Source organism: Massilia sp. UMI-21, assembly GCA_015277795.1.
Taxonomy (GTDB): domain Bacteria; phylum Pseudomonadota; class Gammaproteobacteria; order Burkholderiales; family Burkholderiaceae_D; genus Telluria.
Genome location: CP063848.1, coordinates 3,794,473 through 3,821,257 on the forward strand (window position 1 = coordinate 3,794,473; position 26,785 = coordinate 3,821,257).

The following is a 26,785-nucleotide window of genomic DNA, read 5'->3' on the forward strand; positions in this document are numbered from 1 at the left end:
TGTTACATGGGCGGGACAGGCTTAACACCGATTTACACCGTTGCCCGACATTTACGCCCGGTAAACGGAAAACGGGTGCGAAATCGCTTCCGCACCCGTCTTCCCCTTGTCGCAGTCAGTTACAAAACTGCTACAAATCTCCACCTGTCCTCATGGCGTTGCGCACATGCAGTGCGTGACCGCGGCGAACGGTGTGCGACCCTCGGCAACATCTTTCAGCCAAGCCATGTCCTCGGCTACCTGGGTGATCGGGCCGGCCGGCAGGGCCGCTTCCATCAGGCCGAGCTTGACCTGGATATTGATCGCTTGCGCGGTCGAGGCGCCCATCAGGTTCAGGAAGCGCTCGATGCGGCTGACCGGACGCTCGATATAGGCCACGCGGTAATCCGCATCGAGCCTGGCGCGCCTGGCGGCCGAGGCCAGCGCGTCGCGGTAGTTGCCCAGGCGGTCGACCAGGCCGCGTTCCTTGGCCTGGCTGCCGGTCCAGACGCGGCCCTGGCCCACTTCGTCGATCCTGGCGGCGGTGGTGTTGCGCGCGGCCGCGGCCTTGGTGGTGAACTCGCTGTACACGTGGTTGATGCTGCTCTGAACCAGCCGCGAGAAGCGCGGATCGATCGGGCGCAGCGGGTTGTAGGCGTCGGCCAGCCAGGTGGTGGTGTAGCCGCCGGTGTGGATGCCGAGCTTGTCGCTCACCTTCTCGGCGGTCGGCAGGATGGTAAACACGCCGATCGAGCCGGTGATGGTGGCCGGATCGGCGATCACTTCGTCGGCCGCCATCGAGATCCAGTAGCCGCCGGAGGCGGCCACGTTGCCCATCGAGACCACCACCGGCTTGCCGGCCGCGCGCGTCAGCTCCAGCTCGCGCCGGATCAGCTCCGACGCGTAGGCGCTGCCGCCGGGCGAATCGACGCGCAGCACCACGGCCTTGATGTGTTGGTCCTCGCGCGCCTGGCGGATCAGGTTGGCGGTGGTGATGCCGCCGACCGTGTCCGGGCCGCTGGTGCCGTCGACGATATTGCCGGAAGCGGTGATCACGCCGACCGCGTCGCCGAAGGGTCTCTGCTGGTGGCGCCCCAGGTAATCGTGGAAGCCGATCTGGCGGAAGGACTTGATGCGCTCTTCCCAGACGCCGCGCTTGACCAGCAGCGCGCGCACCTCGTCCTGGGTCTTGAGCCCGTCCACCAGCTTGCCCGCCTGGGCCACCCTGGCCGCGCTGCCGCCCGCCGCTTCCATCTGCTGCGGCAGGGTCTCGATCCACTTCGCCACGCTGCCGGCCGGGAGCTTGCGGTTGTTCTCGACCTGGCTGGTGTAGTCCTGCCACAAGCCGTTGTACAGGAAGCTGTCGGCTTCCTGGGCCGCCTCGGAAGGTCCGTTGGCGATGTAGGGTTCGGCGAAGCTCTTGTAGGTGCCGACCTTGATCAGGTTGACGGTCACGCCCAGCTTGTCGAGCGCATCGCGGTAGTAGTTGCGGCGCCCGCCGAAGCCTTCGATCATCACCATGCCCATCGGGTGCACATAGACTTCGTCGGCGTGCGAGGCCAGCAGGTAGCGCTTCTGGTCGTACATGCCGCCCCAGGCGATCACGCGCTTGCCGGCGGCCTTGACGCGGTCGATGCCGGCGCCGACCTCGCGCAGCTGGGCCAGGCCGCCGCCGTCCATCCGGTCGAGCAGCAGCACGACGGTGCTGATGCTCTTGTCCTTGCTGGCCGCATCGAGCACGGTGAGCAGGTCGCGCAGGCGCACGCTGCGCTTGCTGTCGCCGCCGACGGTATCGAGCAGCGTGTCCTGGAAGCTCGACTGGTACTGCTCGACCAGGTCGCCCCTCAGTTCCAGCACCAGGGCGGTCTTGTCGCCGATCGGCTTGACGCCGCCCGACGACACGGCCATGACGATGAGGATCACGATCAGCAGGAACAGCAGGTTCATGACGGTGCGACGCGAAGCGTCGACCGCGCGCCACAGCATGCCGGCGCCGCGGCGCAGCGCACTCAGGGGTTTGAAAGCCATCGAAACTCCGTCAGTCAATAAGTACAGGGGCTCAGGCCGCGATCGTCGCGGCGCCGGTCCGCTCCTTGTGCGAGATCGCGAACAGGCCGGCAAACACGAGTATGCCATTTACCATGAGCAATTCCAGCCCGAGGCGGTAAGAACCGAGCAGGTGTTCCTGATTGTACTCAAGGAGTGCGCAAAGAATCGGCGCGCCGATCGTAACGAACGGCACCAGGCGGTCGGTCGGCATGCGTCGCGTCAGCATGCCGAAGCCGAACAGGCCCAGCAGCGGACCGTAGGTGTAGGCCGCCAGCTTGAGGATGACCACGATCATGCTCGGGTTGTCGGCCGCCTTGAAGCCCAGCACCAGGAACAGGAACAGCCCGGCGAAGCCCAGGTGCACGCGGCGGCGCAGGCTTTCCTTGCCCGCTTCCGTCAGGTCGTTGCGGCGCTTGATGCCGAGGATGTCGATGCAGAACGAGGATGTCAGCGCCGTGATCGCGCCGTCCGCGCTGGGGAACAGGGCCGAGATCAGGGCGATCAGGAAGATGATCTGCACCGTGGCAGGCAGATGGCCCATGACCACGGCCGGGAAGATCTTGTCGCCGGTGGCGCTCACGCCGGCGATCGGCGCGTACAGGTAGAGCAGGCCACCCAGGAACAGGAAGCTCATCAGGACCACCACCAGCACGGCGGTCAGGCTCAGCAGGTTCTTCTGCGAATCCTTGAGGGTCTTGACGGAAATCGTCTTCTGCATCATCTCCTGGTCCATGCCGGTCATGGTCAGCACGATGAAGATGCCGGCCACGATCTGCTTGAGGAAGAAGTTGGGGCTGTCGAAGTCGGTCGTGAAGATGCGCGCCAGGCCCTGCGACTGCATCGCGTTCAGGCTGTCGGGGACCGACATGCCCAGCTCGCCCAGCAGGAACCAGACGCAGGCGAACAGGCCGAACAGCATGCAGGTGGTCTGCAGGGTATCGGTCCAGACGATGGTCTTGACGCCGCCCTGGTAGGTGTACATCAGGATCATGCCGAGGATGACCAGGGTCGTGATCCAGAACGGGATTCCCAGGCTGTCGAGGATGATCGCCTGCAGGATGTTCACCACCAGGTAGAGCCGCGCGGTGGCGCCGAGCAGGCGCGAGATGATGAAGAAGCCCGCCCCGCTCTGGTACGAGCGGCGCCCGAGGCGCACGTCGAGGTAGTGGTAGATCGAGGTCAGCTGGAGCCGGTAGTACAGCGGCAGCAGGATGTAGGCCACGGCGATGTAGCCGATCACGTAGCCGATCAGGATCTGGGCGTAGCCGAAGGCGTCGTTTCCTACCGCGCCGGGCACGCTGATGAAGGTGGCGCCGGACAGCGTGGTGCCGACCATGCCGAACGCGACCAGCATCCAGTTGCTGCTCTTGTTACCGATGAAGAAGCTGTCGTTGTTGGCGTTGCGGGAGGTGGCCCAGGCCACGCCGAGCAGGAGCGCGAAATAGCCGATGAGGATTGCGAAGAGGAGTGCCGGGGACATGAAATTCCAATGCGGTTGTCGTTTCGCCCAGCAATATACACTGAAGCGTTGCGAGCGTGAACGCCGGTAAACGGCACCGCACATGAGTCCTGGTTATGCCCCGGCGGCACGAGCGACGAACTTCCCGGGCAGGAAGGCTCGCCGCAGCGGGACCCGCGCGCGCATGCAAAACAGTCATCGAAGCACTGTCAGGCGCGTTACGCCTCCTCGCCCTGCACCCGCTCGAACGGCCCGATACAGGTGTTCATGCTCTCGTCCGCGCACATCAGGAACAGCGCGCCGGACGGGTGGAAGCGGATGAAGTTGGTCACGGTGGTGCCCACCTTCATGATGGCGCCCGAGCAATCCTTCTTGCCGTTGTCCTTGACGATGCGGTCGTCCAGCCGGTAGAAGCCCTTGGCGCTGGGCTTGGCGGGGATGCGGTATTCGCTTTCCGACACTTCCTGGGCGCTGGTGACCAGGGTGGTACCGTCGGCGCGGAAGCGGTAGGTTTCCGAGCAACCCAGATCGGGCAGGCTCAGCTTCCAGATACCGAGGATGGGATGGGCGGCCGGCGGCGCCGCCTGCGCGCCGGGCAATAGGGAGATCAGCAAGGCCCCAGTCAACACCGCGGCAGGCACACGCATGGCAGGCTCCTTCGCACGTCGCGACAGCCGGGCGGGCGCCGCGGCAGGCCCGCCCATGCGGACGATGCCATTATTGCAGGGGCGGCGCGCGCGCGGCGCACGCGCCGCCACGGGTGGCGCAGGCTGGGCGGGGAACCCGCCCAGCCTGCGGTACTTGCCTCAGCCGTTCTCGGGCGTGGTCTTCGGCTTGGCCGGACGGCGGCTGCGCGGCGCGGCCTTGCGGGCCGGCGCCTTGTGGGCCGGGCGCGCGCCCGGCTTGCGGGCCGTTTTCGCGTCCGCATCGGTTTCGGCGGGCGCCTCGCCGGCCACGGCATCGCTATCCGGCCCCACCGCCGGCGCCGGCGGCGCCGTGTCCGCAGCACTGTCCGGCGACCCGGCCGGCGCCGGCAACTCGGCCGGCGCTTCCACGACCGCTGCCGGCGCTGGCGCCTTCTTGGCAGCCGGCTTGCGCGGCGCGCGGCGGCGTTCCTTGACCGGCGCCGGCGCCGGCTCGGCCACGGTTTCCTCGGCCACCGCTTGCGCCGGCTCGGCCGCAGTGGACGCCTCGGGCGCTTCCGGCGCCGCCGGCACCGCCGCTTCGTCCACCGCAGGCGGCGGCACGGCCAGGTCCGCGTCCGTTGCGGTCAGCTCGGGCACGGCCGGCGCCGCATCGCGCCCCCCGCCCCGGCGTCCGCCGCGGCCGCGGCGGCTGCGTTCCGGCTTGGCCTCGAGCGCCGGCGCTTCCTCGCCGCCCGGCTCCTCGGTCGCCGCTTCCTCGTTCTCCGGCGCCTCGGGCATCACCACCAGTTCAGGCGCCGGCATCGTCACCGGCGCGGCGGCGCTGCGGTACACATAGGTGCCGGACTTTTCATCGCGGCCGAATTCGAACAGGCCGCGGCTCTGCGCTTCTTCGAGCAGGTTGCCGAAGGTGCGGTAGCCGTAATAGGTCTCGGAGAAGTCGGGACGGCGGCGCTTCAGGGTGTCCTTCAGCAGCGAAGCCCAGATCTTGCCGGTGTCGCCGCGCTCGGACACCAGCGCATCGAAGGTCTCGACGACCATTTCGAGGGCCTGGGCCTTGCGCGCTTCCAGTTCTTCGCGGCGCTTGTCGTCGCTCGGGCGCCGGGTCGCCGGCTGGCCGCGGCGCGCGTCGAGTTCTTCCTTGCGCTTGGCGGCGGCGCGGCGCACTTCACGCACCAGGTCGTCGTAGAAGATGAATTCGTCGCAATTGGCCACCAGCAGGTCGGAGGTGGACTGCTTGACGCCCACCCCGATCACGCGCTTGGCATTCTCGCGCAACTTCGATACCAGCGGCGAAAAGTCGGAGTCGCCCGAGATGATGACGAAGGTATCGACGTGCGACTTGGTGTAGCACAGGTCGAGTGCATCGACCACCAGCCGGATGTCGGCCGAGTTCTTGCCCGACTGGCGCACATGCGGGATCTCGATCAGCTCGAAATTCGCCTCGTGCATCGGGGCCTTGAAAGCCTTGTAGCGGTCCCAGTCGCAATACGCTTTCTTGACCACGATGCTGCCCTTGAGCAGCAGGCGCTCCAGCACCGGCTTGATATCGAATTTTTCGTAGTTGGCGTCGCGCACGCCGAGCGCGACGTTTTCGAAGTCGCAGAACACCGCCATGCTGATGTTGTCGGAAGAAGCCATGAGCTATTGCTTTCAGATAATAAAGGGACAAACTGACCGCGATTATACGCAACCCGCCGCTCCCGGGCGGCACGCGCCGCGCAAAGCCGGTGCGCCGCTCGAACACGGCCAGCCAGGTGGCGTACCGGATCAGCGCCGACTGGAAACGGCTTGCGTGCCGAACAGGCCCGGCAGGCAGGCGATGCCAGGACTCGCCAGGCGGCAGCATTGCCGATTCAGAGCCGCGCCAGCGTGGCCTCGTCCGCCTGTCCGTCGAAATACTTGTCGATGCATGCCTGGAATACCGCTTCGTCGGGCGCGACGTCGGCGAACAGGGTCATCGACGAACGGAACTTGAGCGCGTCGGGTTGACCGAAAATCTCGTCGGCCGACGGACCGTCGAGCGCCGCCACGATCGAAGCGCATTCGCGCAGGCGCGCACCGAGCACCGGGTGCGCCAGGTAGGCCGCCGCTTCGTCGGCGGAGGCGATCGCATAGCGCCGCGCCATGTCGCTGCGGCCGAGCCCGGCGACCTGCGGAAAAACGAACCACATCCAGTGGCTGTGCTTGCGGCCCGCGCGCAGTTCGGCGAGCACCGTGGCGTACACCGGCTCCTGGGCCCGGATGAAACGCTCGAGGTCGAATTCATTGTCCATATTCCATCCTCCTGCTGGCATCCATGCTACAACTTTGAGATTGTTTGCTAAAGTGCGTTCCATAGGACGCACCAATGGACACCAATCACCTCTCCCTGTTGCTCATGCGTGACATGCCGTATCGCAAATATAAAGGCCGGAAAATCGCCGACCTGCCCGGCCACTACCTGGGCTGGTTCGCCCGGGAAGGCTTTCCCCATGGGGAACTGGGCCAGTTACTGGCCCTGATGTACGAACTCGACCACAACAATCTGCGCTCCCTGCTCGATCCGCTACGGACCCGCTGACCGGGTGCCGCGCCACGCCGGGCACGACCGCGGTGCTGCCGGCTGCGCGGATGCGTGCGTCACTCAACACAGCGCCAGCGCCGTCCTCGCTAGAATCGACCCCTGCCGGTCCGCCTTGGGATCAGGCTGGCCCAACCGGAACCAGGAGCGTGTAGTGGAGAATTTTCAGTGGTTTATGCTGGTCGGCGGCCTGATGCTGGTGCGCGGCCTGTGGGGGCAGACCATCGCCAAGCTGCCGTTCACGTCGGCAATGATCTACCTCGCCGTCGGCTTGCTGCTGGGACCGCTGTTCCTCGGCCTGTTCAGCTTCGACCCGCTCGATGGAGCCAAGGTGATCGAACCGGTCGCCGAGATCGCCGTCCTGATCTCGCTGTTTTCCGCCGGCATCAAGATGCCGGTACCCTTTTCTCTGCGTCGCTGGATGCCCGCCGTTCGGCTGGCCTGGCTGGCGATGGCGCTGTCGGTGGGGCTGATTGCGGCGTTCGGCTGGCTGGTGCTGGGCTTGCCTGCCGGCGCGGCGATCCTGCTGGGCGCGGTCCTGGCCCCGACCGACCCCGTGCTCGCGACCGACGTCCAGGTCCGGTATGCCGGCGACGACGACCCATTGCGCTTCACCCTGACCTGCGAAGCGGGCCTGAACGACGGCAGCGCCTTTCCGTTCATCATGCTCGGACTGGGCCTGCTCGGCCTGCACGAGATCGGCCCGGGCGGTTCGCGCTGGCTGCTGGTCGACGTGGCCTGGGCGACCCTGGGCGGGACCGGCGTCGGCGCCGCCTGCGGCGCCGCGCTGGCCTGGATCGGCGTCGCCATGCACGCCCGCTTCGCCAAGCACGAGGTGCTCGACGACCTGCTGGGCCTGGGCCTGATCGGCCTGTCCTACGGGATCGCCCTGTCCCTGCATACCTATGGTTTCCTGGCGGTCTTCGCGGCCGGGGTCGCCCTGCGCCAGACCGAGATGCGCCTGATCGGCGCGCGCACCAACCGCGCGGGCCTGCTCGAGCCGGAGATCGACAAGGACGAGGCGCCGGCCGCGGTGCCGGCCGAACCGACGGTCAGCGGCGGTTCGCTGGTCTTCAAGGAACACCTGGAACGGCTGTCCGAACTGACGCTGGTCCTGCTGCTCGGCGGCGCGGCCTCCTGGTACCTGCTCGACTGGAAACCCTGGGCCCTGGCCGTGTTCCTGTTCTTCCTGGTGCGCCCGTTCAGCGTCCTGGTCAGCATGGCCGGCGCCGGCATCGGCGGGCGCGCCACCGCCATCTGCGCCTGGTTCGGCGTACGCGGCATCGGGTCGATCTATTATCTGACCTATGCGATCAACCACGGCGTACCGCCGCCGATCGCACGCGAGCTGGTGAACGCCACCCTGGCGGTCATCATCGGCTCGATCTTCCTGCACGGCACCAGCGTCACACCGCTGCTGAACCGTTTCTGGAGGCGCAAGCACAAGCGCGACGAGAAGCCGGGCTGAGCCGCCGCAGCGTCAAGCGGAGGGCGCCGTCCAGACCAGGTTCCACAGGTGGCCGTCGAGATCCTCGAAGCCCTGGTCGTACATGAAGCCATGGTCTTCGGGCGGGTGCGGGGTGCGGCCGCCGGCGGCGACGGCCCGCGCGACCAGGCTGTCCACTTCGTCTCGGCTGTCGCAGCTCAGGCACAGGATGGCCTCGTTGCCTTTCTTCGCCTGGACCAGCGGCTTGTCGATGAGCGAGGCGAACAGGGCTTCGCTCATCAGCATGACGTGGATGCTGTCCTCCGCGATGACCATGAAGGCGCTGTTCTCGCTGCTGAAGCGCGGATCGAAGCCGAAGCCGAGCGCGCTGAAGAAAGCCCGCGACCGCTCCAGGTCGCTGACCGCCAGGTTAACAATGATTTGCTTCTTCATGACATCCTCGCGTGACATGGTGGTGGGGTGCTGATCGTGCACCCGGACGACGAACGGGGCGGCCCGATATCGACAGGCGCGCGCAACGCTCCCTTCATGCCGGCGTCACGGCCGGCAGCTCCACCACGAAGCGCGTGCCCTGGCCGGGCGCGGTGGCAAAGCCGATCGTGCCGCCGTGCGCGTCGATGATGGCCTTGCAGATCGCCAGGCCCAGCCCGGCGCCGCCGCGCGCGCGCGAATCGACCCCGCCGGCCTGGGCGAAGCACTGGAACAGCCGCTGCTGGAATTCCGGCGCAATGCCGGGTCCCTCGTCGGCGACCGACAGGCGCACCCTGCCGGGCAACTGCGCCAGCCCCAGCGTGACGGTTTTTCCGCGTGGCGTGAACTCGATGGCGTTCGACAGCAGCCTGGCCAGCAGCTGTTCCATGCGGTCGCGGTCGATGCTGGCCGCGAGCTGCGCCGCGTCCGCCGCCCAATCGGTGCGCAGCACTACACCGGCCTGGCGCGCGTGTCCTTCCATCGCGGCGCGCGCGCGCTCGGCCACCGGCAGCAGGGGCTGGGGCGAGCGTGCGACATGCATGGCGCCGGCCTCGATCTTCCGGATGTCGAGCAGGTCGTTCACCATGCGCACCAGGCGTTCGCTGCTCTGGCCGGCGGTGGCGGCCAAGCGCGCCGCCTCCGGCGGCAGCTCGCCGGCCATGCCGTCCGCCAACATCGCCAGCGTGGCCTGGATCGCGGTCAGCGGCGTGCGCAGTTCGTGCGAGACGGTCGCGACGAATTCGTTCTTCATCTGCTCGACGCGCTTGCGTTCCGAGATATCGTGCAGGAAGACGCTGAAGAAGGCGTCTTCGCCGCGGCCGGCCAGGCCGGCGGTCATCTCGATGGTGAATTCGTGACCCTCGCGGTCCGCCACCACGCGCTCGATGCGCCCGTCGAGCATGTCCAGGCGACCGGTCTGGCGGAACGCATGCAAGGCCCGGCCCAGGCTGGCGCGGTAGCGTTCCGGCAACACCAGCTCGCCCAGGGGCCAGCCCACCGCCTCGTTGCGGCGCCAGCCGAACATGCGCTCCGCGGCGCCGTTCCAGTCGAGGACGATGCCGCGCCGGTCGACCGCGATGAAGGCATCCTGGGCCGCTTCCACGATCGCATTGATGCGCTGTTCGTTGGCCTGCACCGCCACCAGGGCCCGCTCCAGTTCGCGGGTACGTTGCTCGACCCGTTGTTCGAGCGTGGCGTTCAGGTCGCGCAGTTCGGCCTGCTTTCGCACCAGGTCGGTCACCAGCCGGTTCAGGGTGCCGGACAGCGCCTGCACCTCGAAGTAGTCTTTCTGGTTCGGCACCAGCTGGACGGCTTCGCCGCGTCCCAGCCGCTCGGCCGACTCGGCCAGCGCCCCGAGCGGGCGGGTGATGCGGCGCGCCACCAGCACGCCGGCCACCGAGAACAGCACCGCCAGCGCGGCGCCGCTCCACAAGGCCTGCTCGCGCAGGCGCCGCACCGGCGCGTAGGCATCCTCGACGTTCTGGCGCACCAGCACCGTCCAGCCCAGGCCCGGGTACTGGCCGCGTCCAAGCGTGGCGCCGTAGCCGACCAGGTAGGACTGCCCGTCGGGCCACGCCTCGACCCGGTAGCCGCTGCGATGCTGCTGCGCCAGGCGCAGGCTCTCTGGCGCGATCGTCTTGCCCTGCAGGCCGGGCGGCCCGAGCAGGACCACGCCCTGGCGGCTGACGATCAGCGCCTGGACCCGGCCGCGCTCCTCCACCGGCGCGATGATCGAGCGCTCGACCTCGCGCGCCCATTGCCAGGACAGGTGCACGCCGAGCACGCCGGCGGTCGCGCCGGACAGGTCGGCATAGGGGAAGGCGACGTCGACGAAGCGGCGCGGCTCGCCGCTTTCGCGCGGCAGCAGCCTGGCCAGCTTGACCGCCTCGTGCACGTCGCCGACGTGCACGCCCCGCAGGGCCTGCGTGAACCACGGACGGCTTGACACGTCGACACCTTCGAGCAGGCCGCGCGCCTCGACGATCACCTTGCCGTCCAGGCCGGTCAAGCCGATCCAGTCGTAGTAACCGTAGCTCTCGCGCATGTCGCGCAAGACCTGGCGGCGCTCCGCCAGCGGCAGGCCGGCATCGCGCAGCGTGCGCCGGCGCACCATCAGGCTCACCTCGCGGTAACGCTCGGCCATGCCGCCGTCGAGCTTGTCCGCGGTCTGGCGCGCCATCTCTTCCAGGCCGTGGCCGATGCTGTCCTTGACCTGCTCGGTGGACGACTGCTCGACGACCCCGACCAACAGCAGGGTCAGGACCACGCTCAGCAAGGAAAACGCCCCCGCCAGCCAGGCCCCGAGGCCGCGCCGGCGGGCGCGGCCGGAAGAAAGGGGAAAAGTGTCCATGCTCGAATCGTACCCGAAACAATTACACCAGGGTAACTTTTTTAGGCTTCGGGCTGGGCCGGCCGCACGGCAGTGTGGGATTTCCGGTAAACTATCCGGCTACTGCAATATGCTTTAACCAAGAGAAACGCCATGCCCACCACATCCGCTGCCGGCGAGCAGTTGCTCGACTACGTCACCTCGTGCGCCCTGCCGACCCCCTGGGCGCAATTCACCTTGCATGCCTTCGTCGAGCACGGCACCGGCAAGGAGCACCTGGCGATGGTGCTGGGCGACCTCGCGGACGGCGAACCGGTGCTGGCGCGCGTGCACTCCGAATGCCTGACCGGCGATGTGCTGTTCTCGCAGCGTTGCGACTGCGGCGCCCAGCTCGAAGGGGCGCTGCGGCGCATCGCCGAGGAAGGGCGCGGCATCCTGCTGTACCTGCGCCAGGAAGGACGCGGCATCGGCCTGGTCAACAAGATCCGCGCCTACCGCCTGCAGGAAGCCGGCGCCGACACGGTCGAAGCCAACCTGCAACTGGGCTTCCATGCCGACGCCCGCAATTACGAACTGTGCAAGCCGATGCTGGAGCAGTTCGGCGTGGGCACGCTGCGCCTGATGACCAACAACCCGCGCAAGATCGACGCCATGACCCGCCTCGGGATCGCGGTGGCCGAACGCGTGCCGCTGCTGGTCAACCGCAATGCCTTCAACAACAGCTACCTGAACACCAAGCAGGCCAAGCTGGGCCACATGATGGGGTCGGCGGATTCCGCCGCCGCCGACATGCTGGCGGAACCCGGCACCCGCTGAGCATCGACTGAGCATCGACTGAGCATCCACTGAGCACCCGCTGAGCAGGCGCCGGGCAAACGCGCGCACGGACACCCCGTCCGGTGGCAAGATAGTGATTCCCTCTTGCCATGATCGAATTGCATGAAACGGACTGCCGCCGCCTTGCTGCTCTTCTGCCTGACGGCGGGCGCCGCCACGGCGCCGCCACCCGACCAGGCGGCCGCGACGGCGCGTGCCGGCGCCGTCCCGGCCGCGCCTGCGCAACTGGCGCCGCAGTTGTCACCTCAGTTGCCACCATCTGCGTCACCCGGCACGACGCCGCCCGCCCCCGCGCCGGGTGAAGTCGACGCCCAGGACGCCCTGCCGCCCCCCTCCTCGGCCGCGCAGGACCTGTACGCGGCGGCGCGCGGCGACCTGTTGCAGATCCGCATGCTGCTCAAGAACGGCCGTACCCAGTCCACCGTCGGATCGGGCTTCCTGGTCGGCACCGGCAAGCTGGTCGTGACCAATTATCACGTGGTGTCGCAGATGGCGCTCGACCCCGACGTCTACACCGCCGAGTTCGTCGACACCGACGGCAACAGCGGCCCGGTAGAGCTGTTGGCGGTCGACGTGCTGCACGACCTGGCGGTGGTGCGCGTCGACCGCGAAGGCAGCGGCTTCTTCAAGGTGCCCGAGCGCCCGGTACGCCTGACCCAGGGCCAGCGCCTGTACTCGCTCGGCAATCCGCTCGACCTCGGCTTTGCGATTTCGGAAGGCGCCTACAACGGCGTGGTCACGCGCAGCTTCTACGACCAGCTCATGTTCGGCGGTCCGATCAATTCCGGCATGAGCGGCGGGCCCAGCGTCACCGGCAAGGGCACCGTGGCCGGCGTGAACGTGTCCAAGCGGCGCGACGGCGAATCGGTCAGCTTCCTGGTGCCGGTGAAGTATGTGCAGGAACTGCTGCGCAAGGTGGACAGCCAGCCGGCGCCGCCGAAGGATTTCAACCCGCTGATCGCGGCCCAGCTGCTGGCGCACCAGCGCGCCATGGTCGACCGCCTGCTCGACGAGCCGCTGGCGATCAAGAGCATGGGCCCCTACCTGGTGCCGGTGCGCGAATCCGGCCAGCTGCGCTGCTGGGGGCGCTCCAACGTGAAGGCGGAAACCGCCTACACCCTGGATGCGATGAGTTGCGCGATGGAGACCGCCATCTACGTCTCGGCCTCGCAGCAGACCGGGCACGTGTCGATGTCGCACCGCTACATCCGTTCCGACAACCTGGCCCGGCTGCCCTTCGCGGCCCTGGCCAGCCGCCTGTTCGCGGCCGGCCAGCGGGGCGGCGCGAACGACCGGCGCCTGACCAAGCCGATGTGCACCGAGCGCTTCGTGCACACCCGCACCCTGCCGCTGCGCGCGGTGACCTGCGTGCGCGCCTACCGCAAGTTCGAAGGCCTGTACAACTTCACGCTGCTGACGGCCAGCACCAACGCCGCCGAATCGAGCCTGCAGAGCCGCCTGGACGTCTCCGGCGTATCGTACGACAACGGCATGCGCGTCACCCGCGCCTTCCTCGGCTCGTTCGGGCGCAGCGTGCGGCGCCCGCCGGCTGCGGGGAGTCCGCCATGAGCGGCCCCTGGACCGTCGAGATTCTGGCCCGCAACGGCGAGGTGCTGCACCGGCACCGGGCGGCCGGCCTGCCGATCCGGGTCGGACGCGCCTACGACAACGACTTCATCCTCGACGACGAATACGCGGCTGCGCACCACGCGCTGATCGAGGAAGGCCCCGACGGCGGGCTCCTGATGCGCGACCTCGGCACGCGCAACGGCATCAACCATCGGCGCAAGCGGGTACAGCAGATTGCGCTCAGCGGCGACACCGTGGTGCGCATGGGCCACACTTCGCTGCGGGTGCGCGCCGCCGACTTCCCGGTCCCGGCCGAACTGCGCGACCGCACCATGCACGGCTGGGAGGGGCTGCTGCCCGGCATCATCGGCGTGCTGCTGGCGGCGCTGGTGGCCCTGCTGGTGACCTGGCTGCTCGACGCCCAGCCGTTCGAGCTGCTGAACTACGTGCTGGCGCCGGCCGCGGGCATCGGTGCGGCGCTGCTGTGGAGCAGCCTGTGGGCCTTCCTGAACCGCCTGTTCGGGCGCTATGCACGCCTGGGCCGGCACCTGTTCATCTTCGGCTGCGGCCTGGCGGCCCTGGTGGGTTTTCGCCTGCTGGCGGCCGTCGTCGCCTACGCCTACTCGCTGGAGTGGCTCACCCGCTACGGCTCGCACGTGGCGGTGGCGACGGTGGCCGGCATCATCTACTTCCACCTGGCCACCATCAAGCCGTCCTCGCGGCGGCGCCTGCGCGCCCTGTGCACGATGGCTGCCCTGCTGGCATCGAGCCTGGTGCTGATCGTCAACCAGCAGCGCCACGGCCGCCTCGCGGACGAACTGTACATGGCGGTGCTGCTCCCGCCGGAACTGCGCGCCAGCCCCGACGCGACGGTGGCCGACTACATGGCCGACGTCGAGCAGATGCGCGCGCAGCTGGACGCCGAGCGCGGCGCGGCGCCGGCGTCGGCGTCGGGCGCCAACTGAGGCCATCCATGGTGCTTTGACAAGCGCCGCCGGATGCAGGATGATCGGGCATCCCAACCGCCGGTGCCGCATGAACCCGTCCCGCAGCAAGACCGCCTTCGCCATCGCCTGGCTCCTGTTCTGGATCCTGATGGTGCTGGTCGCGCTGGAGGACTACCGGCGCGACGGCGGCACCGCCTACTGGCAGCCGGTGCTGTGGGAGAGCTCGTCGGCGCTGGTCGCCAGTGGGCTGCTGTTCCTGCAACGCCGCCTTCATGCGCGCCACGATCACCTGGTCGCCACGCCCCGGCGCTGGTTCGCGCTGCAGGCGCGCATGCTGCCCGTGTACTGGATCGTGTTCGTGCCGCTGGTATTCGGCATCCGCCACGCCGTGTACGCGCTGGCCGGCGCCAGCTACGAGCACGAAGCCTGGCCCGAGGTCTTCGTCTACGAGTCGCTGAAGATCACGGTGTTCGCCGGCCTGTTTACCGTCATCGGTTTCGGCCTGCTGTCCTACCGCGAGCTGCTTGGCGCCCGCATGCGGGCCGAGCAGGCCCACGCGCTGCTGCGCGAAGCCCAGCTGCAGTCGCTGGCGCGGCAGATGCAGCCGCACTTCCTGTTCAATGCGCTCAACACCATTTCTTCGCTGATGCATACCGACGTGGCGCGTGCCGACGCCACCCTGGTGCAACTGGCCGACCTGCTGCGCGCGGCGCTGGCCCTGGGCGAGCAGCCCCAGGCCACGCTCGCCCAGGAGCTGCGCCTGGCGCGCGCCTATGCGGGCGTCATGGCGCAGCGCTTCGACGGCCGCGCCCAGCTCGCATGGCGCATCGACGAGGACCTGCTGGGCGTGCAGTTGCCCGCGATGAGCGTGCAGCCCCTGCTGGAAAACGTGTTCAAGCACACCGTCGAACGCCAGCGCGGACCGACCCGCATCACGGTCAGCGCGGCGCGCGAAGGCGCCGACCTGGTGCTGGGCATCGAGGACGACCGCGGCGCACTCGGCCCGGATCCGGCGGGCGCCGGTTCCAGTTCCGGCCTCGGCCTGGCCAACCTGCGCGCACGCCTGGCCGCGCTGCATGGAAGCGATGCCAGCCTGTCGCTGGTTCAACTGGCCCCTGCCGGGGTGCGCGCACAGTTGAGGATTCCGTGCGCATCCTGATCGTCGACGACGAACTTCCTGCGCGTGAACGCTTGCGCCGCATGCTCGCGCTGGAACCCGGCATCGAGGCCGTCGAAGAAGCCGCCGACGGCCACCAGGCCCTGCGCTGCCTGCAGCAGTTCCAGCCGCACGCACTGCTGCTCGACATCGAGATGCCCGAGCTCTCGGGCATCGACCTGGCCGCATCGCTGCCGCAGCCGGCGCCGCTGGTGGTATTCGTGACCGCCTACGACGCCTACGCCTTGCGCGCTTTCGATGCCAACGCCATCGATTACCTGCTCAAGCCCTTCGACCAGGCCCGCCTGCGGCGGGCGCTGGAACGCCTGCGCGAACGCCTCGCGGCCCAGCCGGCGGCGCCAATGCGCGGGCTGCCGCCGCGCCGCCTGCTCGTCACCGAGCGCGGCGCCACGCGGGTGGTGCAGGTGGCCGACATCGAGTGGCTCGAGACCGCCGACAACTACGTGGTGCTGCACATGGCGCAAGGAGCGCCGCTGCTGCGCCAGACCCTGTCCGGCCTGCTGGAGCAGCTCGGGCCGGGTTTCGTTCGCTGCCACCGGCGCGCCGCGGTGCGGCCCGCAGCCATCGAACGCATCGTCCCGCTCGACAAGGGCGACTGCGAGCTGCTGCTGCGCAGCGGCGCACGCGTGCCCTGCAGCCGCCAGTACCGCGCCGCGCTCATGGCCACGCTCGATCCCGCCTAGCGCAGGCGTTCCGGTCCGCCCCGGCGTGGACCCGCTTCGCCACAAAACGCTCGTGCCATGCGGCCCTGCGCGCCATGCTGGCGCCATCGTCGTCAACGAAAGTGCGCCATGACCCGTGATCTCCCCTCCCCCAATGCACGCCTGTACTTCCTCGACTGGGTGCGCATCATTGTCTTCTTTATCTTGATCCTTTACCACGTCGGCATGTATTACGTCACCTGGGACTGGCACGTGAAGAGTCCGTTCGCCGGCACCGGTCCCGAAGCCTTCATGATGCTTTCCTCGCCATGGCGCCTCGGCCTGCTGTTCTTCGTCGCCGGCGCCGGCGCGAGCCTCATGCTGCGCAAGACCGGCGCGGCCACGTTCCTGCGCCGGCGCAGTACGCGCCTGCTGCTGCCGCTGGTATTCGGGATGCTGGTGATCGTGCCGCCGCAGCCCTATTTCGAAGTGGTCGAGAAGCTCGCCTATGCCGATGGCTACGGCGCCTTCATGCAGCGCTACCTGCAGGCCTATCACGGTTTCTGCCGGGAAGATTGCCTCGACCTGCCGACCTGGAACCACCTGTGGTTCGTCGCCTACCTGTGGATCTACACGATGCTGCTGGGCGGCCTGGTCGCCGCGCTGGGCGCGCGCTTCGACCGGATCGCGGCGCAGCTGGGCGCATTGCTGCAAGGCTGGCGGATCATCGTCCTGCCGGCGGCCGTGCTGGCGGCTGCGCGCCTCGCGCTGGTGGACCACTTCCCGACCAATCACAGCGTGGTCGGCGACTGGTACAACCATGCGATGTCCTTCCTTCCCTTGCTGCTGGGCGCCCTGGTGGCGCGCGTCCCGGGCTTCTGGGCGCGGCTGCCGCCGCTGCGCTGGCACGCGCTCGGCATTGCCGCCACCGGCTGGACGCTGCTCGTCATGTGGGATGCGGTGACCTACGAGGTGATTCCGCGCCCGGTGGTGGCGGTGCTGCGGCCTTTCATGCTCGCCATGTACGCGCTGCTGGCCTGGAGCGCCATGGTGGCCGCCTGCGGTTTCGCTGCGCGCCACCTGAACCGCGACGGGCCGGCCAGGCGCTACCTGAACGAGGCCGTCTTCCCGGTGTACATCCTGCACCAGACCCTGATCGTCACGATGGCGCACGCGATGCAGCCGCTGCGCATCGCGCCGGGTCTGGAGGCGGTGCTGCTGGTCGTGCTGACGGTGACCCTGAGCTTCGGATTGTTCGACATGGTGCGGCGCGTCCGCCGGCTGCGGCCGCTGTTCGGGCTTGGCCCGCTGCGTCGCGCGCAGGTGCCGGGCGATTTGCCGGCGGCCGCGCCGGACCGGCACCCCGGCGCCATCGCGCAGGTCTGAGCGGCAGGCAATGGTTCGACAGTGCGCTCAGTGCGTTCAGTGTGTCTGGGCGCCTGCGGGGCGCGCCCCCTGGCCGCCCGACTGCTGCGCCCCCTGCCCTGCCCCCTGCTGGCCGCGCGAAGCTTCGCCGCTGCCGCTGCCGCCGCCGCCGCTCGCCGCCGCGCTGCCGGCCGAGGCGCGGGCGTCGCCATTCGGGCGCACGAACGGATCGGCGGCGCTGCGCATCGCTTCCTGCTGGTTGCGGATGCTGCGCTCGGTTTCCTCGGCGGCGCTGCGTGCCACCTCGTCGGCCAGGGCCCGGGCGGTGCGGCTCGTGTTCTGCACGTGCTGCTCGGCCACCCGCGCCAGTTCGACCTGGGCGTCGGCGGCCAGGCGCGCGATGTGGTGCTGGTAGGCGCGCAGCTTCTCGGTGGTGGGCTGGGCCCGCGCCGAGGCGGCAGTGAACAGCTCGGTCCCCCGGCGGTCGGCGCTCAGCATCTGCTGGCCGGCCAGCGTACTTTCCTCGACCAGGGTCTGGACCAGCTGGATGTTCAGGTCCCATATCTGCTGGAAGGACCGGAACATCGATCTGGACACGTCGTTGATGAAGGCGGTCTGCGCGTCCATGTGGGTGCGCACCGCCGCGGTTTGCGAAAAGGGAAACATGCCTTGACCTCGTTGCGTTATGGAAAAGAAGGGCCGCCACGGCCCGCTTGGGCGGGACGCGGCACGAAGCTAGAAGGCTAACCACGCGATCATGCGCAGATTTGATATGGGCCAAACGTGCGCGTGCCCGCGTTCAGCGCCCCGTCGTGGCCGCAGGCAGTTCGGCCCCGCAATTCTTGCAGAAACGCGCGTCGGCATCATGGCCGGTCGCGCCGCACTCCGCGCAGGCGAACAGGGCGCGCGGCAGCCCATGCCGGCGGTCGCTGCGACGCGCCGTCATCTCGGCGGTCACGATGCCGGTGGGCACCGCCAGGATGCCCCAGCCAAGCAGCATCATGAACGAGGCGATGCCCTTGCCGAGCTGGGTCTGCGGGGTGATGTCGCCGTAGCCGACCGTGGTCATGGTGACGATTGCCCAATACATGGCGGTCGGGATGCTGGTGTAACCGTGCTTCGGCCCTTCCACCACGTACATGATCGTTCCGAGGATCAGCACCGCCATCAGCACTACCGAGAGAAACACCATGATCTTGCGCCGGCTGGCGCCCAGCGCCTCCCCAAGTCGGGTGTATTCCTCGATATACAGCGTCAGCTTGAAGATACGGAACACGCGCAGCAGGCGCAGGATCCGGATGTCGAGCAGGGCTTTGCTGCCCGGCACCAGCAGGGACACATAGGATGGCAGCACGGACAACAGGTCGATCAGCCCGTAGAAACTCAGCGCGTAGCGCAAGGGATGGCGCACCGTCGCCAGGCGCGCCAGGTACTCGACGGTGAACATCAGGGTGAACACCCACTCGAGCACGTGCATGAGCGCGCCGTGGCGGGCACGGATCTCCGCCACGCTGTCGAGGACGACGACCAGGATGCTGAGCAGGATCGCCACCACCAGCCCGATGTCGAAGGCCCGTCCGGCCCGCGTGTCGATGCCGAAGATGACCTCGTGCAGCCGCGCGCGCCATCCGCCGGGAGGGCCGGCGTAATCCGCCGGGGTGAACGAGTCGCGCTTGCGCTTCTGCTGCGTCTGCTGCGTCATTGGTACGGCGGCCCCTTGAGCTCGACAGTGTTGCGCTCGGGATCGAGCAGATAGATCGACGGTCCCTCGCCTTCGGCGCCATAGCGCGACTCGACCGGGCCGGCGGCGACGCCATGCGCGTCCAGGTGACGCCGGATCGCCGCCTCGTCGAACGGCTCGACCCGCAGGCACAGGTGATCGAGGTTGCGCCCGCCCACGCCCGGCGCCGCGCCGCCTTCGCGCCCGAGCTTGCTACTGACGGGCACCAGGTCGATCAGGGCGTGGCCGGCGCGCAGCTGGATCAGGCCGATCTCTTCGACGCGGCGCTCCACATGGCAACCGAGCACCTTGCCGTAGAAGGCGATCATGACGTCGAGGTCGGCCACGCGCAGCACGATGTGGTCGATTCCGCGCACCGCGATCGGCTGCGGCCGGACGCCTTGATCATTTCGCATGACGCTCGACCCAGGCGGCAAAGCTGTCGATGAAGGCCTGGAAGAAATCGCGCGAGGCATCGTTGACCAGGCGCTCGCCTTCGTACTTGCCGGCCACCATGCCGACATAGGCTTCCGGCGCGGGCATGCAGGGCATGTTCAGGAAGGGCAGCATCTGGCGCAGGTGGTGGTTGGCGCCGAAGCCGCCCAGCGCGCCGGGCGACACGCTGACGACCGCGCAAGGCTTGTCGGCGAAGGCCGCCTTGCCGTAGGGGCGCGACCCGACGTCGATCGCATTCTTCAGGGCGCCGGGTACCGAGCGGTTGTATTCGGGCGTGCAGAACAGGATACCGTCGGCCTGGCGGATGCGCGCGCGAAACGCCGTGAAAGCGGCCGGCGGATCGTCGGTCTCGTCATCCTGGTTGTACAGCGGCAAGTCACGAATCTCGACGATTTCCATGTTCAGCCCGGCGGGCGCCAGTTCGATCATCGATTGCGCCACCTTGCGGGTGAACGAGTCCTTGCGCAGGCTGCCGACGAGGACGGCGATGTTCCGTGTGGCCATGGTATTCCTTTCGGGTTCGGTCTCAAAACCCGATAGTAACCATTTTCACAATATTGCGCTGCACCCGCGAAATACATGGCAAGAAATCCATGTACATTGGTGGCGGCGCAACCCTATCGCGACAGGTGTTCAGATTCGCAGGCGCCTGCGTTCTTCCACGAAGCGCTTGAGCGCCGCCTTGCTCAACACCGCCACCGGATCGCCATGCCAGGCGTACAGGTAAGGCTCGCCGCCCTGGCGGTCGGTCAACTTGGCGCGAATCAGGAAGCGGGTGCCGACCGGATAGCGCTCCGGGTCGCACAGCCGACGCGCGCACTGCACCCGCAGCGAGGTCGCGTAGGCCTGGCCGGAGACCGGACGGATGCGCGGCTGTCCGCTACGCGGGTCCAGGAAGGATTCGACCGCGACCTCGCGGTAGGCCCAGGCTTCGCGTGCCATGGCTCAGCCCCCGGCCGCGGCGGGAGGCGACTTCCAGGACCTGCCTGGCGTCAGGGGATTCGGGGTGTGCATGCTGCGCTTCCTTGCTCGCGGATGGCTGGACGCCCGCCGGCGGCGCTGCATCAGGCGGCGCGCAGCAGCAGCGACACCGCTTCCGCCGCCATCCCTTCCTCGCGCCCGAGGAAACCCAGCTTTTCGTTGGTCTTGGCCTTGATGTTGACCTGCTGCGGCGAGACGCCCAGGTCTTCGGCGATGCGCGACACCATGTGCGGGATGTGCGGCGCCATCTTCGGCTGCTGGGCGATGATGGTCGCGTCGATGTTGCCGATGGTGTAGCCGGTGGCCACGACCCGGTGCGCCACCTCGCGCAGCAGGGTCCGCGAATCGGCGCCGGCGAACATCGGGTCGGTGTCCGGGAAGTGCTTGCCGATGTCGCCCAGCGCCGCGGCGCCCAGCAAGGAATCGATGATCGCGTGCAGCAGCACGTCGGCGTCCGAATGGCCGAGCAGGCCGAGACGGTGCGGGATGGTCACCCCGCCGACGATGAGCTTGCGCCCCTCGACCAGCGCGTGGCAGTCATAGCCGGTTCCGATGCGGAACGGCGGAGTAGGATTGAAGGATGCTTGTACCATAATCATTCAGCTCGGTTCGTGATATGTCGATGCGTTGTGTGTCGATGCGTTGTGTGTCGATGCGTCGTGGGTCGATGCGTCATGTGTCGATGCGTGGTGTGTCGATGCGGCGCGGAAGGCCGCCAGGTACATCTCGGCGATCCGGATGTCGGCCGGCAGCGTCACCTTGAGGTTACGGGGATGCCCTTCCACCAACCTGGGGGCCAGTCCCAGCGCTTCAACCGCGCTGGCGTCGTCGGTGATCGCCGCCGGATCGGTCACGGCGGCAAGTGCCCGCACCAGCAGCGCGTAGCGGAACATCTGCGGCGTCTGGGCCAGCCACAGGCCGTCGCGGGCGATGGTGCATCCGCTTGTCGTCGTCTCGCCTGCCACGCTGCGCTTGACGGTGTCGACCACCGGCAGCGCGAGCAGCCCGCCGGCAGGGTGCTCACCCGTTTCGACGATCAGGCGCGCGATCAGTTCCGCGTCCAGTCCCGGCCGCGCGGCATCGTGGACCAGGATCCAGTCGTCGCCCGAGACGCCCTGCCGCAGCGCGTGCAGGCCGTTGCGGATCGACTCCATGCGGGTGGCGCCGCCGCAGCGCAGCACGCTCACGCCATCGGACGGGACGATGGCGTCGATGCAGGGGTCGTCCGGGCTCACCACGACATAGGTGTGTGCGATCAGCGCACTCGCCCGGAAGGCGTCGAGGGCGTGGCGCAGCATGGGCTTGCCGCCGATCTGCAGGTACTGCTTGGGACTGCCGGCCGCCATGCGGGCGCCGACCCCGGCGGCCGGGATCAGGGCGACATACCTGGCTGCCGGGCGCGGTGCTGCTGTGTAATCACTCATGTCTTGCGTTTTTGTACAGGTCGAATCAGCGACTGTACCTCACCTGCGCAAACCTTGCCGAGGCGGGCATACTCCCGCGGCGAATCGATCGCCGCCTGCAGGGCTTCGACTTTCGCCATTTCACGCTTAATATAGGGCATCCAGCCGCGGTCGATTTCGCGCTGGAGCAGACGCTGCGCCTGCCCGATGCGGGCGTACAGGGGTTTGTCGGCGAAGCGCCGCGCGAGCGCCAGGCGCACCCGCGCCTCGGCCTTGGGCAGGTAGTCGAGGTAGGCGTTCAGATGGCGCATCTCGTGGGCCAGCAATTCTTCGTAGGCACAGGATCCCGGCCGGAATTCGCGGCCGATGTAGACCACGATCGGCGGATAGTCGAGCTTGATCTCGATATGCGGCGCGATGCATTCGTAGCCGCTGGCCGGATCGCTCAGCAGGCGCCCGCCGGCATTGATGCTGACGATCGACTCGGTGCGGGTCAGGCCGAGCACCACCTGCCCGGGACGGGCCCGCCCTTTCATCGCCGTCAGCGCGCGAAAGCCGACCGTATTGTCGACACGGAAACCGTTCCGGGTGCCGGTCAGCACCGTCAGCGAGTCGGCGATGCTGTCCTCGCATTGCGCCTGGAACGGCGTGCGCTCAGCCGACCGGGCACCCGGCACGGCGAGCGCCGCCCAGCACAGGATGGCGAGCACGGGCAACCGAAGCATGGCTCAGGCCGGGCTCCACGCGCCGGACAGGATCTTCTCGAGCCAGAACGCACCGATGATGGTCTTGACGTCGGTGATCTCGCCGCGCCTGACCATCTCGAGCAGCTCTGGCAGCGTGGCGCTGAAGGTTTCGAGGAACTCGCCCTCGTCGAGTTTCTGCTCGCCGGCGGTAAGGTCTTCCGCCAGGAACAGTTCCAGGTGCTCGTCCGAATAGGCGATGGCGTTGTGGATGGTGCACACGAAGCGCCATGTGGCGGCGGTGTAGCCGGTCTCTTCTTCCAGCTCGCGCCTGGCGCAGGCCAGGTGGTCCTCGCCCGGATCGATCTTCCCGGCCGGGAATTCAATGAAGACCTGGCCGTTCGGATAACGGAACTGGCGCTCGAGCAGCACCCGGCCGTCAGGGAGCAGCGGCAGGATCACGACCGCGCCGGGGTGGCGGATGAATTCGCGGTGGGAGGTGGAACCGTCGGGCAAGCGAATCTGGTCGCGCTCGACTTTCAGGAAGGGGCCATCGTAGACCACGCCGCCGGCGAGGCGGGTTTCTTGCAGGTTGACCGTCATGCACGCTCCGTTGACAGGTTTTCGTGGGGGGCTTGGTCGGCCAGGCCGATCACGGCTTGCCGCCCCCCACGGTTCAACGGCGCTGCTTGCGCAGGTAACGCAGGACGAAACCGGGAAAGGCCAGCACCAGGAACAGGCAGCCGGTGACCGCGTAGAACTCCCAGTTCTGCGCGAACACGCCGCCGATCCGGGATTCCAGCATGCGCGCCAGGAAGCCGACGACGAAGTATAAAACAATTAACTCGAGCAGGCGCAGCGGGAGGGACTTGGTGCCGCCGGACGGCGCGCCGTCGCCGGCGCGCTTCGGTGCCAGTCGAATGACACCGAACACGCGCTCGGTGAGGAAAGGCAGGTTGGCGGCCGCGATCGAGATCGCGACGACCAGCCAGGCGGCGAGGGAGGAATCCACCTCGGCGGCCTGCTTACTTGAGCAGGGTTGCCTGCATCGCGGTGTAGCACACCGCCAGCAGCCAGCCCGGGACGATACCCAGCACGACCACGGCCAGGCCGTTGAGCGACATCACGACGCGCATGTCGGCCGGGGTGTGGATGGCGGCAGTATCCGCGGCTTCGTCGAACCAGATGGTCTTGACGATGCGCAGGTAGTAGAACGCGCCCACCAGCGAGAACAGCACGGCCACCACCGCCAGCCACACCATGCCCGCGTTGGCCACCGCCTGCAGCACGGCCCACTTGGCCATGAAGCCGACCATCGGCGGCACGCCGGCCAGCGAGAACATCAGGATGGTCATCACGACCGCGAACCACGGTGCGCGCTTGCCCAGGCCCTTGAAGTCGGCAATGGTCTCGGCTTCATGGCCGGCGCGCGCCAGCATCATGATCAGGCCGAAGCTGCCGACCGTCGTCAGGACATAGGTGATGGTGTAGTACATCGCGGCGCTGTACGAGGCGGCGGCGCGGCTGGCGTCGCCGTCGACCACGCCGGTCATCAGGCCCAGCACCACGAAGCCCATCTGGGCGATGGTCGAGTAGGCCAGCATGCGCTTGACGTTGGTCTGCGCGATCGCGGTGATGTTACCCACGGCCAGCGACAGCACGCCCAGCACCAGCAGCATCTGCTGCCAGTCGAAGGCCATCGCCGGCAAGCCTTCCACCAGCAGGCGGATCACCATGGCGAAGGTGGCCAGCTTCGGCGCGCCGCCCAGCAGCAGGGTGACGGCGGTCGGGGCGCCCTGCACCACGTCCGGCACCCACATGTGGAACGGGACCACGCCCAGCTTGAAGGCCAGGCCGGCAACCACGAACACCAGGCCGAACACCAGGATGGTGCGGTTGGCATCGACGGCGCTGCTGGCCAGGTTGATGGCGTTCAGGTCGAGCGAGCCGGTGGCGCCGTAGATCATCGACATGCCGTACAGCAGGAAGCCCGAGGACAGCGCGCCCAGGATGAAGTACTTCATCGCGGCTTCGGTCGAGACGGCGTGGTCGCGGCGCAGCGCAACCAGCGCGTACAGCGACAGCGACATCAGTTCGACGCCCAGGTAGATCGACAGCAGGCTGTTACCCGAGATCACGATCATCTGGCCCAGCATCGAGAACAGCGCGAGCACGTAGAACTCGCCGCCCAGGTTGCCGGACAACATGTCGCGGTCTTGCGCATACTGGCGCGAGTACACGATGGTCATGGCAGTGGCCACGTAGGTCACCAGCTTGAGCAGGTTCGACATCGGGTCCGCCACGAACATGCCGTTGAAGGTGTACACGGTGGCGCCGGCGCTCATGTCGGCGAAGGTCAGCACGCCGCAACCGGCAATCGCCAGCAGGCTCAGCGCATAGGTCAGGTTGCGCTTGCCGGCCTTCAGGTACATGTCGATCAGCAGGATCGCGGAGGCGGTGATCAGCAGGAAGATTTCGGCATACACCGGCGCCAGGTTGGCGTCGGTTGCCGCTAGCATTGTGGAGTTCATTTCGTTCATGGCTTTTATTGAGGCAATTTGCCGGCTGCGACGTGCTGCAGCAGGTCGGTGACCGACACCTGCAGGGTTTCGGCGATCGGCGCCGGATACAGGCCCATCCACAGGGTGGCGATGGCCAGCACGCCCAGGATGGCGAACTCACGGCCGTTCAGGTCGGTCAGTTCGGCGACGTGCTTGTTGCCGATCGGTCCGAACACCACGCGCTTGACCATCCACAGCGAATAGGCGGCGCCCAGGATCAGGGCGGTGCCCGAGGCCAGGCCGGTCCAGAAGTTGAACTCGACGGCGCCCAGGATCACCATGAATTCGCCGATGAAGCCCGAGGTGGCCGGCAGGCCGGCGTTGGCCATCGAGAACAGCACGGCGAAGGCGGCGAACTTCGGCATCGTGTTGACCACGCCACCGTAATCCGCGATTTCACGCGAGTGGACGCGGTCGTACAGCACGCCGATGCACAGGAACATCGCGCCCGACACGAAGCCGTGCGAGATCGACTGCATCAGGCCGCCCTGCACGCCCATGTCGTTGAACATGAAGAAGCCGAGGGTGACGAAGCCCATGTGGGCGATCGACGAGTAGGCGACCAGTTTCTTCATGTCCTTCTGCACCAGGGCCACCAGGCCGATGTAGATCACCGCGACCAGGGACAGGGCGATGACGCCCGGGGCCAGGTACTGCGAGGCATCCGGCGTGATCGGCAGCGAAAAACGCAGGAAACCGTAGGCGCCCAGCTTCAGCATGATCGCGGCCAGCACCACCGAACCGCCGGTCGGCGCTTCCACGTGGGCGTCCGGCAGCCAGGTGTGCACCGGCCACATCGGGACCTTCACGGCGAAGGCCATGAAGAAGGCGCCGAAGATCAGGATCTGCTCGTGCATGCTCAATGGCAGGCGGTGCCATTCGAGGATGTCGAAGGAACCCGACATGTTGTACAGGTAGATGATCGCGACCAGGGTCAGCAGCGAGCCGAAGAACGTGTACAGGAAGAACTTGAATGCCGCATACACGCGATTCGGGCCGCCGAACACGCCGATGATGATGTACATCGGGATCAGGGTGGCTTCGAAGAAGAAGTAGAACAGCAGGCCGTCCAGCGAGGTGAACACGCCGATCATCAGGCCCGACAGGATCAGGAAGGAACCCATGTACTGGCCGATACGCTCTTCGATCACCTGCCACGCCGCCAGCACCACGATGATGGTGATGAAGGCGGTCAGCGGCACGAACCACAGCGACAGGCCGTCGACGCCCAGCTTGTAGAAGACGTTGAAGCGTTCGATCCAGGCGGCCGCCTCATAGAACTGCATGCCGTGGGCGGCATTGTCGAAGTTCATGATGAGCGGCAAGGTCGGCAGGAAGCTGACCACGGCACCGGCCAGGGCCAGCAGGCGCACGAAGCCGGCGTTCTTGTCGCGGCCCACGGCCAGCACGATCAGGCCGAACAGGATCGGGAGCCAGATCGACAGGCTCAGGTAAGGAGGAAATGTAGAAATTGACTGCATCATTTTTGGCTTTTCGCTTTTTT

General features: G+C 67.6%; 27 protein-coding genes. 8 read left to right on the forward strand and 19 right to left on the reverse strand.

Annotated elements, in window-relative coordinates:
* Nucleotides 1-150 precede the first annotated feature (150 nt).
* The 5 genes from sppA to IM543_16660 all read right to left on the reverse strand — a co-directional run bounded on the left by sppA (nucleotide 151) and on the right by IM543_16660 (nucleotide 6,407).
* Nucleotides 151-2,007, reverse strand: coding sequence for a signal peptide peptidase SppA (gene sppA, locus IM543_16640; protein QOY93183.1), 1,857 nt, complete (start codon nucleotides 2,005-2,007; stop codon nucleotides 151-153).
* A gap of 31 nt (nucleotides 2,008-2,038) precedes the next feature.
* On the reverse strand, nucleotides 2,039-3,508 hold the full coding sequence (locus IM543_16645) for a sodium:solute symporter (protein QOY93184.1): 1,470 nt from the start codon (nucleotides 3,506-3,508) through the stop codon (nucleotides 2,039-2,041).
* A gap of 197 nt (nucleotides 3,509-3,705) precedes the next feature.
* Complete coding sequence (locus tag IM543_16650) at nucleotides 3,706-4,134, reverse strand: hypothetical protein (protein ID QOY93185.1); 429 nt, start codon at nucleotides 4,132-4,134, stop codon at nucleotides 3,706-3,708.
* A 159-nt stretch (nucleotides 4,135-4,293) separates the two neighbouring features.
* The gene (locus IM543_16655) at nucleotides 4,294-5,772 is read right to left on the reverse strand and encodes an NYN domain-containing protein (GenBank protein QOY93186.1); all 1,479 of its coding nucleotides are present in this window, start codon (nucleotides 5,770-5,772) and stop codon (nucleotides 4,294-4,296) included.
* Between the two features lie 215 nt (nucleotides 5,773-5,987).
* The gene (locus tag IM543_16660; GenBank protein QOY93187.1) at nucleotides 5,988-6,407 is read right to left on the reverse strand and encodes a DUF1810 domain-containing protein; all 420 of its coding nucleotides are present in this window, start codon (nucleotides 6,405-6,407) and stop codon (nucleotides 5,988-5,990) included.
* 74 nt (nucleotides 6,408-6,481) lie between these two features.
* Between IM543_16660 and IM543_16665 the strand changes: the two genes are divergently transcribed.
* Both IM543_16665 and IM543_16670 read left to right on the forward strand, forming a co-directional pair.
* A complete protein-coding gene (locus tag IM543_16665) occupies nucleotides 6,482-6,694 on the forward strand; it encodes a DUF3820 family protein (protein ID QOY93188.1) in 213 nt (70 codons plus the stop codon).
* A gap of 154 nt (nucleotides 6,695-6,848) precedes the next feature.
* Complete coding sequence (locus tag IM543_16670; protein ID QOY93189.1) at nucleotides 6,849-8,162, forward strand: cation:proton antiporter; 1,314 nt, start codon at nucleotides 6,849-6,851, stop codon at nucleotides 8,160-8,162.
* 12 nt (nucleotides 8,163-8,174) lie between these two features.
* Here the strand turns inward: IM543_16670 and IM543_16675 are convergent, their stop codons facing one another.
* Both IM543_16675 and IM543_16680 read right to left on the reverse strand, forming a co-directional pair.
* Nucleotides 8,175-8,573 (reverse strand): VOC family protein, encoded by a 399-nt coding sequence (locus tag IM543_16675; protein ID QOY93190.1) that lies wholly within the window; start codon nucleotides 8,571-8,573, stop codon nucleotides 8,175-8,177.
* A gap of 94 nt (nucleotides 8,574-8,667) precedes the next feature.
* On the reverse strand, nucleotides 8,668-10,962 hold the full coding sequence (locus IM543_16680; GenBank protein QOY93191.1) for a PAS domain S-box protein: 2,295 nt from the start codon (nucleotides 10,960-10,962) through the stop codon (nucleotides 8,668-8,670).
* 132 nt (nucleotides 10,963-11,094) lie between these two features.
* Between IM543_16680 and ribA the strand changes: the two genes are divergently transcribed.
* The 6 genes from ribA to IM543_16710 all read left to right on the forward strand — a co-directional run bounded on the left by ribA (nucleotide 11,095) and on the right by IM543_16710 (nucleotide 17,498).
* The gene (gene ribA / locus IM543_16685) at nucleotides 11,095-11,757 is read left to right on the forward strand and encodes a GTP cyclohydrolase II (protein QOY93192.1); all 663 of its coding nucleotides are present in this window, start codon (nucleotides 11,095-11,097) and stop codon (nucleotides 11,755-11,757) included.
* A 123-nt stretch (nucleotides 11,758-11,880) separates the two neighbouring features.
* Nucleotides 11,881-13,347 (forward strand): trypsin-like peptidase domain-containing protein, encoded by a 1,467-nt coding sequence (locus tag IM543_16690; protein QOY93193.1) that lies wholly within the window; start codon nucleotides 11,881-11,883, stop codon nucleotides 13,345-13,347.
* Complete coding sequence (locus IM543_16695; protein ID QOY93194.1) at nucleotides 13,344-14,312, forward strand: FHA domain-containing protein; 969 nt, start codon at nucleotides 13,344-13,346, stop codon at nucleotides 14,310-14,312. Before IM543_16690 ends, IM543_16695 begins: the two co-directional genes overlap by 4 nt.
* Nucleotides 14,313-14,382: 70 nt before the next feature.
* Nucleotides 14,383-15,453, forward strand: coding sequence for a histidine kinase (locus tag IM543_16700; GenBank protein ID QOY93195.1), 1,071 nt, complete (start codon nucleotides 14,383-14,385; stop codon nucleotides 15,451-15,453).
* Complete coding sequence (locus IM543_16705; protein ID QOY93196.1) at nucleotides 15,441-16,154, forward strand: response regulator transcription factor; 714 nt, start codon at nucleotides 15,441-15,443, stop codon at nucleotides 16,152-16,154. The genes IM543_16700 and IM543_16705 overlap by 13 nt, the downstream gene beginning before the upstream one ends.
* Before the next feature lie 108 nt (nucleotides 16,155-16,262).
* Entirely contained in the window at nucleotides 16,263-17,498 is a 1,236-nt protein-coding gene (locus IM543_16710) for an acyltransferase family protein (protein QOY93197.1), read from the forward strand.
* A gap of 36 nt (nucleotides 17,499-17,534) precedes the next feature.
* Here the strand turns inward: IM543_16710 and phaP are convergent, their stop codons facing one another.
* The 12 genes from phaP to IM543_16770 all read right to left on the reverse strand — a co-directional run bounded on the left by phaP (nucleotide 17,535) and on the right by IM543_16770 (nucleotide 26,765).
* A complete protein-coding gene (phaP, locus tag IM543_16715; protein ID QOY93198.1) occupies nucleotides 17,535-18,143 on the reverse strand; it encodes a TIGR01841 family phasin in 609 nt (202 codons plus the stop codon).
* A 133-nt stretch (nucleotides 18,144-18,276) separates the two neighbouring features.
* On the reverse strand, nucleotides 18,277-19,179 hold the full coding sequence (locus IM543_16720; protein QOY93199.1) for an ion transporter: 903 nt from the start codon (nucleotides 19,177-19,179) through the stop codon (nucleotides 18,277-18,279).
* Nucleotides 19,176-19,613, reverse strand: coding sequence for a VOC family protein (locus IM543_16725; protein ID QOY93200.1), 438 nt, complete (start codon nucleotides 19,611-19,613; stop codon nucleotides 19,176-19,178). The genes IM543_16720 and IM543_16725 overlap by 4 nt, the downstream gene beginning before the upstream one ends.
* Nucleotides 19,603-20,157 (reverse strand): NAD(P)H-dependent oxidoreductase, encoded by a 555-nt coding sequence (locus IM543_16730; GenBank protein QOY93201.1) that lies wholly within the window; start codon nucleotides 20,155-20,157, stop codon nucleotides 19,603-19,605. Before IM543_16730 ends, IM543_16725 begins: the two co-directional genes overlap by 11 nt.
* 129 nt (nucleotides 20,158-20,286) lie before the next feature.
* Nucleotides 20,287-20,595 carry a hypothetical protein gene (locus IM543_16735; GenBank protein ID QOY93202.1) on the reverse strand — a complete coding sequence of 103 codons (309 nt, stop codon included), beginning with the start codon at nucleotides 20,593-20,595 and terminating at the stop codon, nucleotides 20,287-20,289.
* Between the two features lie 122 nt (nucleotides 20,596-20,717).
* Nucleotides 20,718-21,227, reverse strand: coding sequence for a 2-C-methyl-D-erythritol 2,4-cyclodiphosphate synthase (locus IM543_16740; GenBank protein QOY96726.1), 510 nt, complete (start codon nucleotides 21,225-21,227; stop codon nucleotides 20,718-20,720).
* Nucleotides 21,228-21,233: 6 nt separating this feature from the next.
* Nucleotides 21,234-22,058 carry a 2-C-methyl-D-erythritol 4-phosphate cytidylyltransferase gene (locus IM543_16745; protein ID QOY93203.1) on the reverse strand — a complete coding sequence of 275 codons (825 nt, stop codon included), beginning with the start codon at nucleotides 22,056-22,058 and terminating at the stop codon, nucleotides 21,234-21,236.
* A complete protein-coding gene (locus tag IM543_16750; protein QOY93204.1) occupies nucleotides 22,055-22,762 on the reverse strand; it encodes a hypothetical protein in 708 nt (235 codons plus the stop codon). Before IM543_16750 ends, IM543_16745 begins: the two co-directional genes overlap by 4 nt.
* Before the next feature lie 3 nt (nucleotides 22,763-22,765).
* Nucleotides 22,766-23,323: an NUDIX hydrolase gene (locus IM543_16755; GenBank protein ID QOY93205.1), complete on the reverse strand. Its 558-nt coding sequence runs from the start codon at nucleotides 23,321-23,323 to the stop codon at nucleotides 22,766-22,768.
* Nucleotides 23,324-23,396: 73 nt separating this feature from the next.
* On the reverse strand, nucleotides 23,397-23,732 hold the full coding sequence (locus tag IM543_16760; GenBank protein ID QOY93206.1) for a DUF2818 family protein: 336 nt from the start codon (nucleotides 23,730-23,732) through the stop codon (nucleotides 23,397-23,399).
* Between the two features lie 13 nt (nucleotides 23,733-23,745).
* On the reverse strand, nucleotides 23,746-25,260 hold the full coding sequence (nuoN, locus tag IM543_16765; protein QOY93207.1) for an NADH-quinone oxidoreductase subunit NuoN: 1,515 nt from the start codon (nucleotides 25,258-25,260) through the stop codon (nucleotides 23,746-23,748).
* Between the two features lie 5 nt (nucleotides 25,261-25,265).
* Entirely contained in the window at nucleotides 25,266-26,765 is a 1,500-nt protein-coding gene (locus IM543_16770; protein QOY93208.1) for an NADH-quinone oxidoreductase subunit M, read from the reverse strand.
* Nucleotides 26,766-26,785: the final 20 nt, after the last annotated feature.

Coding starts and splice junctions, on each gene's coding strand:
- IM543_16720 (QOY93199.1), bottom strand. CDS start 19,179: ATGACGCAGCAGACGCAGCAGAAGCGCAAGCGCGACTCGTTCACCCCG.
- IM543_16730 (QOY93201.1), bottom strand. CDS start 20,157: ATGGCCACACGGAACATCGCCGTCCTCGTCGGCAGCCTGCGCAAGGAC.
- IM543_16660 (QOY93187.1), bottom strand. CDS start 6,407: ATGGACAATGAATTCGACCTCGAGCGTTTCATCCGGGCCCAGGAGCCG.
- IM543_16700 (QOY93195.1), top strand. CDS start 14,383: ATGAACCCGTCCCGCAGCAAGACCGCCTTCGCCATCGCCTGGCTCCTG.
- IM543_16695 (QOY93194.1), top strand. CDS start 13,344: ATGAGCGGCCCCTGGACCGTCGAGATTCTGGCCCGCAACGGCGAGGTG.
- IM543_16725 (QOY93200.1), bottom strand. CDS start 19,613: ATGCGAAATGATCAAGGCGTCCGGCCGCAGCCGATCGCGGTGCGCGGA.
- IM543_16665 (QOY93188.1), top strand. CDS start 6,482: ATGGACACCAATCACCTCTCCCTGTTGCTCATGCGTGACATGCCGTAT.
- IM543_16750 (QOY93204.1), bottom strand. CDS start 22,762: ATGCTTCGGTTGCCCGTGCTCGCCATCCTGTGCTGGGCGGCGCTCGCC.
- IM543_16650 (QOY93185.1), bottom strand. CDS start 4,134: ATGCGTGTGCCTGCCGCGGTGTTGACTGGGGCCTTGCTGATCTCCCTA.
- ribA (QOY93192.1), top strand. CDS start 11,095: ATGCCCACCACATCCGCTGCCGGCGAGCAGTTGCTCGACTACGTCACC.
- phaP (QOY93198.1), bottom strand. CDS start 18,143: ATGTTTCCCTTTTCGCAAACCGCGGCGGTGCGCACCCACATGGACGCG.
- IM543_16740 (QOY96726.1), bottom strand. CDS start 21,227: ATGGTACAAGCATCCTTCAATCCTACTCCGCCGTTCCGCATCGGAACC.
- IM543_16770 (QOY93208.1), bottom strand. CDS start 26,765: ATGATGCAGTCAATTTCTACATTTCCTCCTTACCTGAGCCTGTCGATC.
- IM543_16645 (QOY93184.1), bottom strand. CDS start 3,508: ATGTCCCCGGCACTCCTCTTCGCAATCCTCATCGGCTATTTCGCGCTC.
- IM543_16675 (QOY93190.1), bottom strand. CDS start 8,573: ATGAAGAAGCAAATCATTGTTAACCTGGCGGTCAGCGACCTGGAGCGG.
- IM543_16655 (QOY93186.1), bottom strand. CDS start 5,772: ATGGCTTCTTCCGACAACATCAGCATGGCGGTGTTCTGCGACTTCGAA.
- IM543_16690 (QOY93193.1), top strand. CDS start 11,881: ATGAAACGGACTGCCGCCGCCTTGCTGCTCTTCTGCCTGACGGCGGGC.
- IM543_16745 (QOY93203.1), bottom strand. CDS start 22,058: ATGAGTGATTACACAGCAGCACCGCGCCCGGCAGCCAGGTATGTCGCC.
- IM543_16735 (QOY93202.1), bottom strand. CDS start 20,595: ATGGCACGCGAAGCCTGGGCCTACCGCGAGGTCGCGGTCGAATCCTTC.
- nuoN (QOY93207.1), bottom strand. CDS start 25,260: ATGAACGAAATGAACTCCACAATGCTAGCGGCAACCGACGCCAACCTG.
- sppA (QOY93183.1), bottom strand. CDS start 2,007: ATGGCTTTCAAACCCCTGAGTGCGCTGCGCCGCGGCGCCGGCATGCTG.
- IM543_16755 (QOY93205.1), bottom strand. CDS start 23,323: ATGACGGTCAACCTGCAAGAAACCCGCCTCGCCGGCGGCGTGGTCTAC.
- IM543_16710 (QOY93197.1), top strand. CDS start 16,263: ATGACCCGTGATCTCCCCTCCCCCAATGCACGCCTGTACTTCCTCGAC.
- IM543_16680 (QOY93191.1), bottom strand. CDS start 10,962: ATGGACACTTTTCCCCTTTCTTCCGGCCGCGCCCGCCGGCGCGGCCTC.